Source organism: Fodinibius halophilus (assembly GCF_011059105.1).
GTDB lineage: Bacteria > Bacteroidota > Rhodothermia > Balneolales > Balneolaceae > Fodinibius > Fodinibius halophilus.
Window position 1 is genome coordinate 93695 of the sequence record NZ_JAALLS010000013.1, and the last position, 15435, is coordinate 109129.

The 15435-nt window shown below is 44.4% G+C and carries 13 protein-coding genes; 9 read left to right on the top strand and 4 right to left on the bottom strand.

All coding sequences use genetic code 11. The annotated features are described in order from the left end of the window. Window positions 1–1013 precede the first annotated feature (1013 nt). The 4 genes from fbp to G3569_RS11185 form a co-directional block, all read right to left on the bottom strand. Window positions 1014–2051, bottom strand: a complete 1038-nt coding sequence (fbp, locus tag G3569_RS11170) for a class 1 fructose-bisphosphatase (RefSeq protein WP_205720153.1) — start codon at window positions 2049–2051, stop codon at window positions 1014–1016. A 44-nt stretch (window positions 2052–2095) separates the two neighbouring features. Next, window positions 2096–2719 carry a dephospho-CoA kinase gene (gene coaE / locus G3569_RS11175; protein WP_165269133.1) on the bottom strand — a complete coding sequence of 208 codons (624 nt, stop codon included), beginning with the start codon at window positions 2717–2719 and terminating at the stop codon, window positions 2096–2098. After that, window positions 2719–3838, bottom strand: a protein-coding gene (gene prfB, locus G3569_RS11180) for a peptide chain release factor 2 (protein WP_165269183.1) whose coding sequence is annotated in 2 segments (ribosomal slippage) — window positions 2719–3777 and window positions 3779–3838 — 1119 coding nt in all. Because the reading frame shifts where the segments join, the coding sequence is not laid out codon by codon here. The genes coaE and prfB overlap by 1 nt, the downstream gene beginning before the upstream one ends. Before the next feature lie 80 nt (window positions 3839–3918). Then, complete coding sequence (locus G3569_RS11185) at window positions 3919–4161, bottom strand: glycoside hydrolase family protein (RefSeq protein ID WP_165269135.1); 243 nt, start codon at window positions 4159–4161, stop codon at window positions 3919–3921. A 151-nt stretch (window positions 4162–4312) separates the two neighbouring features. Between G3569_RS11185 and G3569_RS11190 the strand changes: the two genes are divergently transcribed. The 9 genes from G3569_RS11190 to G3569_RS11230 all read left to right on the top strand — a co-directional run bounded on the left by G3569_RS11190 (window position 4313) and on the right by G3569_RS11230 (window position 15354). Next, the gene (locus G3569_RS11190; RefSeq protein ID WP_165269137.1) at window positions 4313–5479 is read left to right on the top strand and encodes a BtaA family protein; all 1167 of its coding nucleotides are present in this window, start codon (window positions 4313–4315) and stop codon (window positions 5477–5479) included. After that, window positions 5479–6114: a class I SAM-dependent methyltransferase gene (locus G3569_RS11195; protein ID WP_165269139.1), complete on the top strand. Its 636-nt coding sequence runs from the start codon at window positions 5479–5481 to the stop codon at window positions 6112–6114. Before G3569_RS11190 ends, G3569_RS11195 begins: the two co-directional genes overlap by 1 nt. Before the next feature lie 77 nt (window positions 6115–6191). Continuing rightward, the gene (locus tag G3569_RS11200; RefSeq protein ID WP_165269141.1) at window positions 6192–6818 is read left to right on the top strand and encodes a tetratricopeptide repeat protein; all 627 of its coding nucleotides are present in this window, start codon (window positions 6192–6194) and stop codon (window positions 6816–6818) included. A 1512-nt stretch (window positions 6819–8330) separates the two neighbouring features. Then, complete coding sequence (locus G3569_RS11205; RefSeq protein ID WP_165269143.1) at window positions 8331–8816, top strand: hypothetical protein; 486 nt, start codon at window positions 8331–8333, stop codon at window positions 8814–8816. A 556-nt stretch (window positions 8817–9372) separates the two neighbouring features. Next, window positions 9373–9759 (top strand): VOC family protein, encoded by a 387-nt coding sequence (locus G3569_RS11210; protein WP_165269145.1) that lies wholly within the window; start codon window positions 9373–9375, stop codon window positions 9757–9759. A gap of 7 nt (window positions 9760–9766) precedes the next feature. Then, window positions 9767–10636: an alpha/beta hydrolase family protein gene (locus G3569_RS11215; RefSeq protein ID WP_205720154.1), complete on the top strand. Its 870-nt coding sequence runs from the start codon at window positions 9767–9769 to the stop codon at window positions 10634–10636. A gap of 149 nt (window positions 10637–10785) precedes the next feature. Next, window positions 10786–14043, top strand: a complete 3258-nt coding sequence (locus G3569_RS11220; protein WP_165269149.1) for a S41 family peptidase — start codon at window positions 10786–10788, stop codon at window positions 14041–14043. 477 nt (window positions 14044–14520) lie between these two features. After that, entirely contained in the window at window positions 14521–14892 is a 372-nt protein-coding gene (locus G3569_RS11225) for an acyl-CoA thioesterase (protein ID WP_165269151.1), read from the top strand. A gap of 105 nt (window positions 14893–14997) precedes the next feature. Beyond that, on the top strand, window positions 14998–15354 hold the full coding sequence (locus G3569_RS11230) for a taurine dioxygenase (protein WP_165269153.1): 357 nt from the start codon (window positions 14998–15000) through the stop codon (window positions 15352–15354). Window positions 15355–15435 lie beyond the last annotated feature (81 nt).

Below are 15435 nucleotides of genomic sequence, written 5' to 3' on the forward strand. Positions count from 1 at the left end.
TGAGCTCGGTGAAGTATCTCTTTCAGGATTTCTATAAAAAGGCGGAAAAAAAGTTTCAATACATTCGTCTTGCTCACTTTTTCAGTCAAGAAAAAAACGAACCAATACTTGGAGTATTTATTGCGGGTTATTCATCTCCCTTTGAAGGGAGTGCCGCGAAGCTTGAGGGATGTTCAGCCCTTATGTTATCTTAAGCTGAATATAGAATAGAGCTACTATGTTTTAAGTCTTCATTTGTATAGGGACAAAATAAGATATTATTTCCCTTTGTAGGTCCTGCCCATAGCGCGAGCGTCTCGCTCGTGCTATGTCGCCGTATAAATTACCGCCAGACCTTGCTCAACGGGTACACGGTCAAGGATGACCGTGCTACATTATAGTGCCCGATAAGGCGTAATCAATCTCCCATTACTACGCACAAGGCTTTGTAGAGCAAGCTAAACCCCTCTTCTCTACCCTGTGCACCGAGACTTCAGTGTAGGTGGAAGAGGTATTTTATAGATGCTCATTATATGCATTAGAATTTACTTCTTGAACTCTTGCGTTCTTCCTTGTGGTTCTATCGGTGAAAGAGCTGTGAGTATGAACCGAAGGAGCTGCAGCTATGCGCCTCGAAGTTTTAACGTAGTGGCGGAGGATGACCGGGAGTTTTCTGCCCAGAAGTTTTATGGTTGCTGTGTTTCAGTGATTAATGCAGCACAGCGGTGTTCCAGTGATTCATGTAATTCGTTTCAACGCAGAGCATTGAAACGAGATAAGGAGACTCCAATTGCTCAGCTGACAGACAGGATGACATCTCTTTAGTAGGATAAATAAGGGAAAAACTCTCCGGTCTATTTTTTAGCTATGTAGGTGGAGATCGTCGCGCTGCGATTTACTCCACTCACGATGAGAGGCGTTGAGGGACAAGCTACTATTCTTAACCAGCTAATTATTTCTTAGAATACCTGGCCTCGTCGGACGGCTGAGGTTGCCGTCCGGCGAATTATATAAAGGAAAATAAAAAGACAGGCTTACACTTCCATGCCCTCTTCCTGCTTTTTATACTCATCCAGAAACTCTTTTACTTTCAATACGTTCTTTTTAGAACCGATGAAGATAGGTGTACGTTGATGAATTTTTTCGGGTTCAATTTCTAAAATACGTCCATTGCAATCAATAGCCATTCCCCCGGCCTGTTCGATCACAAAGCTCAACGGATTGCATTCATACATCAGCCGTAATTTACCATTGGGATATTGACTGCTGTTCGGGTAGATAAAAATGCCGCCGGTTATCAACGTACGGTGCACATCAGCTACCATAGAACCGATATAGCGTGCTTTATACGGACGATCGGTTTCCGGATCCTCAACCTGGCAGTATTTCACATACTTTTTTAGCCCTTCTTCCCACGAATGGTAGCTGCCCTCATTAACGCTGTAGATCGTTCCGCGTTCTGGAATTTTCACATCATCATCTGAAAGAATAAACTCACCGATACTAGGGTCCAACGTAAAGACCGAAACCCCCAAACCAGTGGTATAGGCCATCAATGTACTAGAGCCATATAACACGTAGCCGGCTGCCACCTGCTTAACGCCCGGCTGCAGGGCGTCATCTTCGGTCAACACATCGGTACTGGTATCTTCGCGCATGTAGATAGAAAAGATACTCCCAATCGATACATTGACATCAATATTTGAAGAACCGTCGAGCGGATCGAGGTACACAATATATTTGCCCCCTTCGTTATCCAGCTCCACAATGCCGTCGTTCTCCTCCGATATCACCATACAGGTAATTTCCGAGCGGTTGAGCGCAGAAATCAACTGCTTGTCGGCAAAAAGATCCAGCTTTTTCACCGTTTCCCCATGTACATTCGTTGACCCATCTTCGCCCAGAATGTTGGTAATACCCGCTTTGTTGACTTCTCTTGATATTATTTTTGCAGCAAGCCCAATATCTCTGACAAGCTGCGAAAGCTCCCCTGTAGCACCGGGAAACTTGTTCTGCGACTGAATGATATATTCTTCGAGCGTTATAACCCGGTTCAATTTACGATCTACCATGTCTACTCTTTGATTATGAGACTAATCCGTTTTTGATATTTTCATTATTTGTGGGAATTATTTTCATTTTTCCCACTCAAAGGTAAAAACTTTTCATACACAATTTCAGCTTTCTTTTTGAGCTCTTTTAACGTCCCATTATTCCGGATTATAATATCCGCTTTATCAGTTGATTCTTCGAAATTACGCTGCTTAGCCATTCTCTGCCTAATATCTTCGGCCGAACTTTCGTCTCGTTCTTGCACGCGCTCCAGTCGCTGCTGTTCGTCGGCCAGTACCAATACGATAAAATCGAGTGCGCCCGGTTCCAGGTTTTCCAATAGTAGTGCCGCCTCATACACAAAAACCTCGTACCCTTCTTGCTCAGCTATTGCCATCTTCTCTTGTGCTGCTCCGGGTATTTGGGGATGGACGATCGCATTAAGTTCATCTACCCTATCCCTTTCAAAAGCTTCTTTTGCAAGATATTTCCGGTTCAGGCTGCCGTCATCCGCAAAGGCCTCTGCTCCAAAGGTCTGCACAAGCTCATCTCTAATCTCAGGCTTACTCACCATCAACTCCTTAGCCAGGTCGTCGGCATTGAGAATATAAGCCCCCATCTGCGACCATATCTCACACACGGTAGACTTACCACTCCCAATGCCACCAGTAACACCTACAGTAACCATTATTCTGTTTTTGAGGATGAGGAGATAGAAAGCAGGTAGGCATTGATAAACTCATCCAGTTCACCGTCCATCACTGCTTCTACATTTGAGGTCTCGTGATCGGTGCGGTGATCTTTGACCATATTATAGGGATGAAAAACATAGGATCGTATCTGGGATCCCCATTCGATCTTGCTCTTCGAATCTTCGAGCTTCTGTTTTTCACGTTCTTTAATCTGCTTTTCCAGCTCATAAATTTTAGAACGCAGCAGTACCCAGGCCTTATCACGATTTTGCTTCTGCGAGCGCTCCTGCTGACACTCGGCTACCACCTGCTCTTTGCTGCCGTCAGAAAGTTCTCCTTCCCAAACCAGGCGAACGGCTGTTTCCGTTTTATTTACATGCTGCCCACCAGCACCGCTGGCGCGGAAGCGTTGCAGCTCTACATTACTTGAATCGATATCAATTTCAATGGTATCATCCACAATGGGCGAAACAAAAACGGAGCAGAATGAGGTATGGCGCCGCGAATTGCTGTCAAAAGGGGAAATACGCACCAACCGATGCACGCCACTTTCGGCTTTCAGAAACCCATAGGCGAACTCTCCTTCTACCTGGATGGTAGCACTTTTGAGCCCGGCAACATCTCCTTGTTGATATTCAATCACGGAGACCTCATAGTCATTATCTTTGGCCCATCGGGTATACATGCGATAGAGCATTTCGGCCCAATCCTGGCTTTCAGTCCCCCCCGCGCCGGGGTTAAACGTAAGCAAAGCATCGCGGTGATCATCTTCACCACGTAGCATATTTTGCAATTCAAGGGCATCCAGCTTTTTCTCCAGCTGTTTCACTTCCCGTTTAATATCATCCTTTACATCTTCGCCCTCTTCTAAAAACTCCTGGTACACGCGAATGCTGTCCCGAAGCTCATCCAGTTGATCCCAGCGCGCGACCATCTCCTTTTCATGGTCAATCTTCTTCATGATTTTTCGCGCCTCATCGGGATCATCCCAAAAATTGGGGTCCTGCGTCTGCTCTTGCAGTTCAATTATTTTTACTTTTCGTTGCTCATAGTCAAAGATACCCCCTGAGCGCATCCACACGCTCGAATAACTCATTCAGGTGATCCGAATTGATTGTTGTAGTACTCACAATATTATCTTCTGTTTTATATTCTAATTACGTATCCTAAAATAGTATTGCTAAAAAAGCTCTTTCTACTTTTTGCCGAATTTACCCAATAGGTATCCAATGGCAATACCTCCTAATAGCGAAAACAAAACTCCCTCTTCGGGATGGGACCGGACGTAACGTCGAGCTTCTCGGTAATCTCTGTCAAGCTCATCCGCAAGCTCTTTGCGTTCATCCTTTAGCTTGTTGATAAGTTTTTCATAACGCTTTAGCGCTTCTTTCTTCTTCTCTTCGATCTGTTCTTGTGTACTGTTCTTCTCTTCAGCCATAGCATTAAGTAATTGATTTTCTGTTTAGTGAAAGATACAAATTTCAAAAGGAATCACAGCCTTAATTTGTAACAAACTTCTCTCTTCTTAACAGTAATTTTACCTTAGGTTCATATACAATACACATGCATATATTATGTTATGATTCGTCATGCAAAAATTATCAAACATAGTAACCCATCTACAAAATCGACTTTTTGAGTCGGTTATCTCCAGCAACCTTATCTACAATACCTGCTGGGAAGATCCCCGAGTAGATCGGCAGCTCCTTGATATCAGCCCGGAGAGTCGTATGGTAATGCTTACCAGTGCGGGCTGCAATGCTTTGGATTACCTGCTTGATGCTCCCTCCCAGATCCACTGCGTAGATATAAATCCGGCACAAAATGCACTGTTAGAACTAAAAAAAGCTTTTTTTAAAAACAATAACTACCCCCTGCTCTGGGATTTTTTCGGTACCGGTTCCAAAGACGGCGCCGAGCTAATCTATCATCAACAAATTCAAAAACTGTTACCGGCAAAGCACCGCAGATATTGGGATAAAAACATCAATTACTTTACCCCCACTTCTGCTTTTCCCAGCTTTTATTTTAGAGGCACCTCCGGCAATGTCGCACGCCTTATCCACAATCACATTCAGCGCAAGGGACTCTATCCCAAAGTACTGAAGATGCTGAATGCACAAAGCCTGGAAGAGCAAGCCTACTATTTTGAAGAAATTGAACCACAGCTCTGGTCAACTTTTTCTAAATGGCTGGTTCGTCGCAATGCTACTATGACGATGCTGGGCGTACCGGCAACGCAACGAGATATGATTGAAAGGGAATATCAAGGGGGCATACTTGACTTTATTCGGCAGTCACTACACCACATTTTTACGAAACTTCCACTGCAAGACAACTATTTTTGGCGGGTTTACTTAACAGGATCTTATAGCACGGACTGCTGTCCGAACTATCTACTTGAACGCAACTTTGCCCAGTTGCGAACCCACATAAATAGTATTGAGACGCACACCACCTCCCTTTCTCAATTCTTAGAACAAAATCCGGGACCCTATTCCCATTTTATTCTGCTTGACCACCAAGACTGGATGGCCAACGCCCAGCCACAACTTCTGAAAGAAGAATGGAAACGGATTCTTGACAAGGCCCAAAGCGGTGCTAAAATACTATTTCGCTCAGCGGGTCCATCCCTACATTTTCTTCCCGACTTTGTTTACGAATCTGTTGAATTTTATCCCGAGCAAACCAAATCGTTACATTCCAGAGATCGCGTGGGCACTTATGAATCAACCCATCTGGGGGTTGTACAATAATGGAAATACAAGGTACCTATACTGACCATTCGCACGACACCAATGTAGAAAAGTACTACCGCTTCCACTCCCGTATCTATGACGCTACGCGCTGGAGCTTTCTGTTTGGCCGCGATCAGCTGCTCGATATGATTCCGGTCCTGCCCTCACAACCTCGCATCCTGGAAGTGGGCTGCGGTACCGGTAAAAACCTGGACCGCTTGCAATATCATTTTCCCGATGCCCACCTTGTAGGTGTTGATCTCTCCCCTGCAATGCTTAATATTGCCAGAAACAAGTTGAGCGACACCAAACAAGTTGAACTTGTACAAGCGAAGTATGGTTCTGAAGAACTGAATTTAGAACCTTTTGACCTTATTCTCTTCTCCTATTCTCTTACGATGTTTGCCGATGGCATTGAAGATATTATGGCACAAGTCTCAAAAGATCTTAATAAGCGTGGATATGTTGCTGTTGTTGATTTTAATACTTCCCCCTATAAATGGTTTCGACAGTGGATGGGCATGAACCATGTTGACCTTAACGGCCATATTTTACCGCTGCTCAATAAATATTACCGCCCAGTAGAAACACAAAAAGATGATGCCTACCTGGGGTTATGGTCTTATTTTAAATTTATTGGCCAGTATACCTAATCCCCTATTCATATTTCACAATTTGATCTACTATTTAATGATGAGTTGAAGCTGATCTTTTCTTATTTTAGGGATCTATGGAACAGATCAAACAACAGATTTCTGAGATACAAGACGAACTTCAAGAATCCCCCAAAGATGCCCAGCTTTTAAACGAACTTGGCGTGGGGCATCATATGCTGGGAGAATACGACAAAGCCGTTGAAGCTTACCAGCAATCGCTGGCGCAAGACCCCGATAACTTCAAGGTGCACTTCAACCTGGGCAATACCTTTTATGAGCAGAAAAATATCGAGAAGGCCGTTAACCACTATCTCAATGCCCTCGATATCCAGCCCGATTATGTACCCGCCCTTAATAACCTGGCGGATGTATATGAGTTGGCAGAAGATGAAGAGCGAGCGCTGGAGCTTTTTGAATATATCACCAAGATTAAGCCCGAAGATCCTATGGGATACTTTAATCTTGGCAATTTTCATCTCCGTTGTAATAACACTGCAGAAGCGGGTCGATGCTATAAGCTGGCTATAGAACAGGATCCCGAATTTTACGAAGCGTATAATAACATCGGCTTTATCTTAAAGCATCTGCAGGAGTATGAAGAAGCGATCTCTTATTTTGAGCAGTGCCTGGAAATAGCCCCGGATTATGAACCGGCAAAAAGAGATTTGGCTGCCTGTAAAGAAGCGTTAGCTGATGCCTAATATCTTAGGCTGACGGGTCGGGATCTCCTTGGAAAAAGGGGACAGGAGGATTGACCGAACCTTTCATTTACTCATTACAAGTTTCAATTTTGCTATACTAGGTTTTCAGATCGAAGAATCAATCTCCCTCAATCCCTCTTCTCCAAGAGGGACTTCAGTTGTTTGCCACAAAAGCTTGACAAAGCCCTCCAGGAGAAGAGCCTGTCCGCCCACCGGCGGAAGAACAGAAGGATTTACTATACAGGGTTGCTAAGGAGGATTGCCTAGCAGCTAAATGATACGCTTTTGTAAATCATAAAATTATATCAGGGAGATTTTCAATGTAGGCCTTACTTCCAGTGCGGCCATGACATATCTTGTCAACATTCCCAAAAGCAAGAATAGATGTATTTCTCCTGATATGTTAGCACTATCTTTCGTCGGGCGGCTGTGAGTTCTGTCCGGCGAATTAAAGTAAGATTTTGTGAAACCTTTTTTATGATCCACTACACCTGCACTATCTACTATGCTAAAGTGCTAATCTGCCGAAACCCTTGGGTGCAGGTATGGCTTCGTATATCAAGAAAGTTTCGGTGTGCTCGCTTGGTCCCTCCCTACCAGCAGGCAGGGAAGGTATGCCACGGCCTCGTCACTCCGAAAAGCCCGACGACGAGGAGTATCAACTCAGATTACCGGCATGCAGCTACTGCAAGAATACTGTGCTACTATACGAATTGATACTCCTCATTGCATTCGGAGTGACAATAAGAGAACAGCTCTATTCACCTTTTAGTTGTCAATGAAGGCTTCGCTTATGCAGGCTACAGAACAAAATTCCGCCTTGTCATCTCGGTGGGATTCCCTCGATTTTTCGGAAGACCGCGACAGTCTTCCTTTCGTAGTTCGAGTAGGATCTAAAGAGCAACCTTTATACATCAACCCGTTGCTTCATGGAGATCGCCGCACTTCGCTCGCGATGCCAGACGTTGATAGAGTAAGGTATTAGTCCTCTTTGTGGCTTTAACTGTGATAGGGTGTTGATGGGACCCAAAGGAGTTGCAGCTATGCACCTCGAAGTTTTAACATAGTAGTGGAAGATAGCCAGAAATTATCCTTTTTCCCCACATCGTCGGGAGCCTCATACGCCCTAATAAAGGAAAATCCATTTAATTTACAATTCCTTGTCATCCTGAACCATGTCCTGAGCTTGGCGAAGTATCTCTTTCAGGATCTCCTTGAAAAGATTCGCGTAGCTGCTAAGGAACAAAAGAAGAATCCCTTCCGAGGAGAATTGCCGAGGCACGAGGCGGGGTGGGTCTATTAACTTAACAAAGATAACAAGGGTTGCCTCCCATACTGACGCACCTTTGCAACATGAGAGAGTATATTGTTATGTAGCTGATAGGAGTTTCCAGTATATGTGTTGTCCACTTTTTTTTCAGCAAAAAATAGACGAAAAAACTGCTGGGGGAACAATCAGTCATTCAATCCTCTATAAGCAAGACATTATTTATAATTAAAACAGGAGTATATATGAAAATTGTTACCAAATCATTTCTATTCAGCCTACTACTATTTATGGCCTCATCAACTGCATTCGCTCAAAACCAACCGGCAGCCGGTAATGTTGGGATATCAGCCTCTGTCCAAGGACAACAAATAAATTTTCAGCTTCCATTCTGGACCTCCGAAAGTGTAAGTATTGCACCAATATTTGGCTTGGATTATCGCGAAGATAATTTTACAACACTGAATATTGGAATATACCCTCGCTTTTATCAGGATATAGGAAGCGACTTCGGTGCCTTTTTGGGAGCCCGAGGACTATTGCGTTACACCTCTCCCAATGTGGGCGATAACGAAACGGATATCCTCATTGGCCCTACCGGCGGCGGCGAGTACTACTTAAGTGAACACTTTAGCCTGGGCGTTGAAGGGCAGCTCAATTTCCTGCTTAACGACAACGGCAGCAATCGTCTTTCAACTGGTACTGCAGTAATGGCTACATACTATTTCTAAGTGGATTATTGCGAACCTGGAGCCGCTTCTGTTAAAGGGAGCGGCTTTTTTTGTTGCTTTAAACCTAATTACACTTCACTGCCAAATTAAAAGCTGGGCGTTCGGTATATGATCTCAGACAAGACTTTTAGATTAGCTAGCAGGTAAAAAGTATGCATGAGTGTCCCTTTTGTCTTGATACAAAAGGGACAAAAAAATAAAGGCCGAGAATTCTTTACCCAACTCCGAATGTCCAGTGAGAGTATTTTGATGGTCCGTGGACGGAGCTGCTTGTTTCATTTATCTCACCGGTACAAAATACTCCTGATCACCTCCCATTCCTCGTAAAAGAATTCGTTATGCCTAAAGAACAGTCGAAATGTATCCTTTACCTTTCCCAGTAATCTTACTCATTCCGCTGCTCTGCTGTGGAATGAGTAAGTGGCACGTTCGTGTTAAATGTTGAATAGCAAATCCACGGCAAGATTACCTACTTTTTCTATGAAAATTTCCTACCTTGATTAATGAACCTCTTTAACTAAGAAGGGACCTAACTATAATTAAAGAGATCTTTACTATGAAAAGGGTAATAGGAATAGGAGGTATCTTTTTTAAAGCAGAAAATCCGGCTGAACTTGCCAGCTGGTACGAAGAACATCTGGGCGTACCTATTGACAAAAGTTTTGGCGGCTATTCCTTTAAATGGAACAACCAAGAGCAGCGACCGGTAAATGGATATACGCTCTGGAGTCCTTTCAAAGAAGATACCCAGTACATGAAGCCCAGCTCCAAAAACTTCATGTTCAATTTCATTGTCGATGATCTTGAAAGGCTACTGCAAGTTCTCGAATCTGAAGGAATCGACCAGGTGAGCAATATGCAAGATACCGATTTTGGAAAATTTGCGTGGATTATGGATCCCGAAAATAATAAAATTGAACTTTGGGAACCCCTTGAAGAATAACCACACATTGGAAACGATCGTTAAAAAAAGCGACATAACTTTACAAGCCAAAGACGGCTTCCCCCTGGCAACAACCCTATTTTTACCTACAGCTGAGACTTTTACAGATGCAATAGTTATCGGCTCTGCCCTCGGGGTACCCCGCTACATTTATTTTAAGCTGGCCCGTTTTTTTGCCGAACAAGGATTTGCCGTACTCACCTTCGATTATCGTGGAGTGCACCAATCACAAGACGAAAGTGTTTCCGGATCAGAGATAAAAATGGCTCACTGGGGGTCACTGGACCTTGATGCAGCCTTAGGATGGGTTTCCCGGGAATGGGAACCTCAAAAATTATACTATCTGGGCCATAGTTGCGGTAGTCAAATTCTGGGACTTAGCCCAAAGGCCCACACCATTGATAAAGCGATATTTATAGCCGGCCCCTCCGGCTACTGGAAACTGTGGGAGTTCCCTTACCGCTGGGGCGTTTGGCTGATATGGCATGGCCTGCCTTTACTTACTCCCTGGTTTGATGAGTTTCCGGCCCGGGCCCTGGGGATCTCCTCCGTCAATATTCCCAGCGGCGTAGCCCGCCAATGGGCCCGGTGGGGGAAATCTCCTAATTATCTATGGGATCATTTAAGTGATGAAGATGCTACACGCTATCAGCAGCTTACTTTTCCCCTGCTTTCATTGGGCTTTGCCGACGACCACTACTTTGGACCTCCCGGCGCCGTTAAAAAGCTCTTGCAGTACTATCCTTCTGTTCACTCCGAGCTGCAGCTCGTTCAGCCGCAAGAATACGGGCAATCATCGATCGGGCACTTTGGGTTCTTAAAACAAAACTTCAGTAACAATCTTTGGCCCAGGCTTTTGAAGTGGTTTCAAAATTGAGGTAGCCGTCTCAGTTCTCGAAAGGAATATTCATTCTTATTGCTAACAGTTTGTTTGCAATTCTATATGAGCCCGTTAAATTAGTACCACGTTTAAAACATATCTCACAAAAATTTCCAGGCTTCTCGGGAAGCTCAAATATTATTGTTATGAATAAAATAACAGCCTTATCATTCTGGATAATTGTAACACTTTTTTCCCTTCTACCTCTTTCTGAACTTTTTTCACAGGGTACCCGACTTTTGCGTGAACCCACGGTAAGTCAAGATCACATCGTCTTTGTTTATGCCAACGACTTATGGATTACCGACAGAAACGGTGGTGATGCGCGTCGACTTACCAGCGGTGAAGGCGGTGAAACCGATCCTCACTTTTCACCGGACGGATCAAAAATTGCATTTACTGCTCAATATGATGGAAATACTGATGTCTACGTAGTTTCCACCAAAGGCGGGCAACCCGAACGCCTTACCTGGCACGGTGATAATGATGAAGTTACCGGATGGACACCGGACGGCGAAAAAGTACTCTTCGTCTCTGAACGCAAAGGAGTACCTACAAAAAGTGAAACCTTCTATACCATTAGCCTGAATGGCGGATTGCCGCAGAAGCATAAAATACCACGAGCAGCAACCGGAGAAATATCGTCGGACGGGAAATACATTGCCTATCAACCGGTTGATTTTTGGGATCCGGAATGGAGAAATTATCGTGGCGGCCAAGCAAAACCCATCTGGGTCGTAGACCTGCAAAATAATGAACTACAAAGAACACCGCGCGCCAATAAAGAGCGGCATATTAACCCGGTCTGGCTCAATGGCAAGGTCTTTTTCCTTTCTGAGCGTGATTATACCATGAATGTATGGTTCTACAATCCCCAAACTGGAGAAAGCAAGCAACAAACATTTCACTCTCAATTTGATGTTAAGAATCTGGATGCAGGAGACAATATTATTGTCTACGAACAAGGTGGATATCTTTACGAGCTGGACCCTGCTACCGGCAGCCATAAACAGATTGAAATTCATGTTCGGGGCGATATGACATGGGCACGACCGCGCTGGGTTGATGCCTCGGCTACCTCGCTTAGTAATGCCTCCCTATCTGCCACCGGCGAACGGGCCCTTTTTCAATTCCGCGGTGAAATTATTACCGTACCAAAAGAAAAAGGAAGCTGGCGTAACCTTACCAAAAGCTCCGGCGTAGCCAACCGGTATCCAATATGGTCACCTGACGGACAAAAAATAGCATGGTTTTCTGACGAAAGTGGTGAATACCGACTTTATATTTCGGACCAGAAAGGACTTGAAGAACCCAAAGAGATTGAACTTCCCGAACCTACCTTTTTCTTTGAACCCGCCTGGTCTCCCGACGGCAACTATATATCTTATACTGATACCCATTACCGGCTCTGGTACGTAAATACCAACACTGGCGAAGCCACCCATGTAGATACCGACGGTTATGCTAATCCCACTAGAACGTTGAATCCCAAATGGTCGCCCGACAGTAAGTGGATTGCCTATTCAAAACGATTGCCAAGTCAATATCGGGTAATCAAGGTCCACAATATAGAAAGTGGTGAAACGCACCAGATTACCGATCGCATGGCCGATTCCATCGATCCGGTTTGGGATAAAAGTGGCAAATATATCTATTTCTTTGCCAGCACCGACTTTGCCCTCAATACAGGCTGGCTTGATATGAGTTCCTACGATATGTCTACTACCCGCGGCCTTTATATGGTACTGCTGGATGATGAGACCCCCTCTCCCTTTCTACCCGAAAGCAGTGAAGAGCCCAAAGCTGATGACAAAAAAGAAGACGAGAATAACGATACTTCAGAAACCACCGAAGTAACCATTGAAACAGAGAATATTACTGACCGTGTGGTAACAATAGATATCCCGGAAAAAGGTTATACCGACCTTATTGCCGGTCCTGAAAATCATGTATTCTATAAAGAAGGCGGAACGCTCTATCGCTATAATATCACCGAAGAAAAACAGGAAGAATTTTTAACTCCGGCACAGCAAGTAGAAGTATCCCACGACCGCCAAAACCTGCTTTATCGCAGTGGCGAAACATGGGGTATTGTATCCACAACCGGTGCCCCCCAAGAACCCGGCAATGGTAAAATTGATACGGATCATATCAGGGTTCGTGTCAATCCACCCGCCGAATGGGCACAAATATTTCGAGAAGGCTGGCGTTTTCAGCGTGATTTTCTGTATGTAGATAACGAACATGGCGCTCCCTGGGATAAAATCTATGATTGGTATGAACCTTGGGTTGACCATATTCGCCATCGATCAGACATGAGCTACCTTATTGACATCCTGGGAGGTGAAGTGTCTGTTGGCCACTCCTATACATACGGTGGAGATTACCCAGACCTGGATGAGGTTTCTATAGGACTGTTGGGCGCAGATCTGGAAGAAGCCAACGGGCATTACCGTATCAAACGGATCTATACCGATGAAAATTGGAATCCGAATTTGGAAGCCCCGCTGGCTCAACCCGGCCTGGAGGTAGAAGAAGGAGATTATATCCTCGCCGTCAACGGTGAAGAGCTGGACGCTCCCACCAACCCCTTTAGTCTTTTTGAAGGAACCGCCGGCCGAAATACTATCCTCACTATTAATGATAGTCCATCCATGGAAGGAGCTGAAAATGTTTCTGTGGTGCCCATAGAAGAAGAACGCGGGCTCAGGCTACGATCCTGGATTGAAGGGAATCGGCGAAAAGTAGAGAAGATGTCGAATGGCCGCCTCGCTTACGTTTGGCTGCCCAATACCGGCCAAGGCGGATACCAAGCCTTTAACCGCTATTATTTTGCCCAGCAGGATAAAGATGGAGTTGTTATTGATGAACGTAATAACGGCGGTGGTTCTGCGGCAGACTATATGATTGATGTGATGGACCGTGAACTGCTCGGCTACTTTAACAGCAAGGCCGGTGATAAATCCCCACCCTTTACCACCCCGATGGCCGGCCTTTGGGGCCCTAAAGTGATGATTATAAACGAACGTGCGGGCTCAGGCGGTGACCTGCTGCCCTATATGTTCCGTGAAAAAGAGCTTGGGCCTCTCGTTGGTACACGAACCTGGGGCGGGCTGGTAGGTACCTGGGATACGCCTTCCTTTATTGATGGCGGAGGAATGATTGCTCCCCGTGGCGGCTTCTACAACACAGAAGGCGAGTGGGATGTTGAAGGAGAAGGCATTGCCCCGGACTTCCCCGTAATGCAACTACCTAAAGAAGTTATTAATGGCAAAGATCCTCAGCTAATCCGTGCCGTCAAAGAAGCTCAAAAATTGTTAAAAACAGAGGATATAGAGCTTAAAAAAGAACCGGCACCACCGGTAAAATGGAAGCGGGCCGAGGAAACGGAAGGCTGGAACTAAGAGCTGTAACTCCGGCAGTGCAAATTGATAAAGAACTTTGTGAAACCGTCTCGATTAATAATTGTCTTTGTAAGCAGGGCGAAATAATCCCAAAAATCAACCAGTTAGATGACATAGGGTTTATAACGCACACCTAGCGGTGCACTTCACGAGCTTAGTCAAATAGATCCTGAAACAAGTTCAGGATGACATTCTTTTTGGATGGTTTAAATGGGGACTAGGACGAATCACGCCAAGACAGAAATTTCTCACTGTGTTTTAAATGGCTCGTTGTGTAAAAAGTAAGCATTTATTTCCTCGCCCCCCATGTCATCTCGAGTAATAACAGTTGGCTCAATATGGGCTGACTGTTAGCTTTGCAAAGGCCACTAATACATATAAGAAAACGCTATGAAAAAGATATACAATCTCAATACGCAACCGCATAAATAAATGCATATCTTTGGGGCCATATATTACTAATAACAATACACCACTATGCGATTTTTTAGCCGAAAACTTATCAAGCCCGAAGATTTAAATGCACACGGTACCCTTTTTGGGGGATCTGTACTCAGCTGGATCGATGAAGAATCAGCCATCTACGTAACTTGCCAGCTCAATAAGGGGAATATCGTCACAAAGTTTATGTCAGAAATTAACTTTGTGAGTTCAGCCGGACTGGGCGACATCATCGAAATTGGGATGGAGACCGTAGAGTTTGGTAAAAGCTCTATTACCGTTCGTTGCGAGGTCCGTAACAAATTTTCGAAAGATACCATCATTAAAATTGATGAAATCGTCTTTGTGCATGTTGATGAAAATGGACGCCCACGCCCCCATGGTATTGAAGAACCTCAAAATGAATAGCTTATTATGCACCATGCCTTTACCTAATCAACCAAAAGTGATATCTTGGGTCTTCGATTAGGTGTTTATGGACTCTACCATTTATTTTTAAGTAAACCTGCTATCATGGATTACCAGATTATAGAACCTCAGAAAATTAAAGACATGCTCTTTGATGATGCAGAGTATGTCATTGAATTTTGTGAGGCCGGCCTCTCCTCATTTAGTGAATTTGAGGAAGGCTATAGTACGCATCTCCCTGATAGAAATATGGCAGAGCTTCGCAAAGCCGGACATAAAATAAAGCCCGGCGCCCAGATGATGGGTGCTGATGAAGTGATCGAAGAGTATGAGCATTCTAAAGAACTTCTTGAAGAGGATGCTACAGACCAAGAGCTGGTCGATTCTGTTGAAAAAATGGTAGGCTACTGCCAGTTAATAAAAAAAGAACTTAACCAACTGGCCGAAGAAGAAAGCGAATAATTATTTCATCAAGCTTTTTTTAATGCTTCCCCAACCGGTATTTTTAGTACGCATTATACCTAAATACAAAACTTATTAGTG

Coding starts and splice junctions, on each gene's coding strand:
- coaE (WP_165269133.1), bottom strand. CDS start 2,719: ATGGTTACTGTAGGTGTTACTGGTGGCATTGGGAGTGGTAAGTCTACC.
- fbp (WP_205720153.1), bottom strand. CDS start 2,051: ATGGTAGATCGTAAATTGAACCGGGTTATAACGCTCGAAGAATATATC.
- G3569_RS11205 (WP_165269143.1), top strand. CDS start 8,331: ATGAAAATTGTTACCAAATCATTTCTATTCAGCCTACTACTATTTATG.
- G3569_RS11200 (WP_165269141.1), top strand. CDS start 6,192: ATGGAACAGATCAAACAACAGATTTCTGAGATACAAGACGAACTTCAA.
- G3569_RS11185 (WP_165269135.1), bottom strand. CDS start 4,161: ATGGCTGAAGAGAAGAACAGTACACAAGAACAGATCGAAGAGAAGAAG.
- G3569_RS11225 (WP_165269151.1), top strand. CDS start 14,521: ATGCGATTTTTTAGCCGAAAACTTATCAAGCCCGAAGATTTAAATGCA.
- G3569_RS11210 (WP_165269145.1), top strand. CDS start 9,373: ATGAAAAGGGTAATAGGAATAGGAGGTATCTTTTTTAAAGCAGAAAAT.
- G3569_RS11220 (WP_165269149.1), top strand. CDS start 10,786: ATGAATAAAATAACAGCCTTATCATTCTGGATAATTGTAACACTTTTT.
- G3569_RS11230 (WP_165269153.1), top strand. CDS start 14,998: ATGGATTACCAGATTATAGAACCTCAGAAAATTAAAGACATGCTCTTT.
- G3569_RS11190 (WP_165269137.1), top strand. CDS start 4,313: ATGCAAAAATTATCAAACATAGTAACCCATCTACAAAATCGACTTTTT.
- G3569_RS11195 (WP_165269139.1), top strand. CDS start 5,479: ATGGAAATACAAGGTACCTATACTGACCATTCGCACGACACCAATGTA.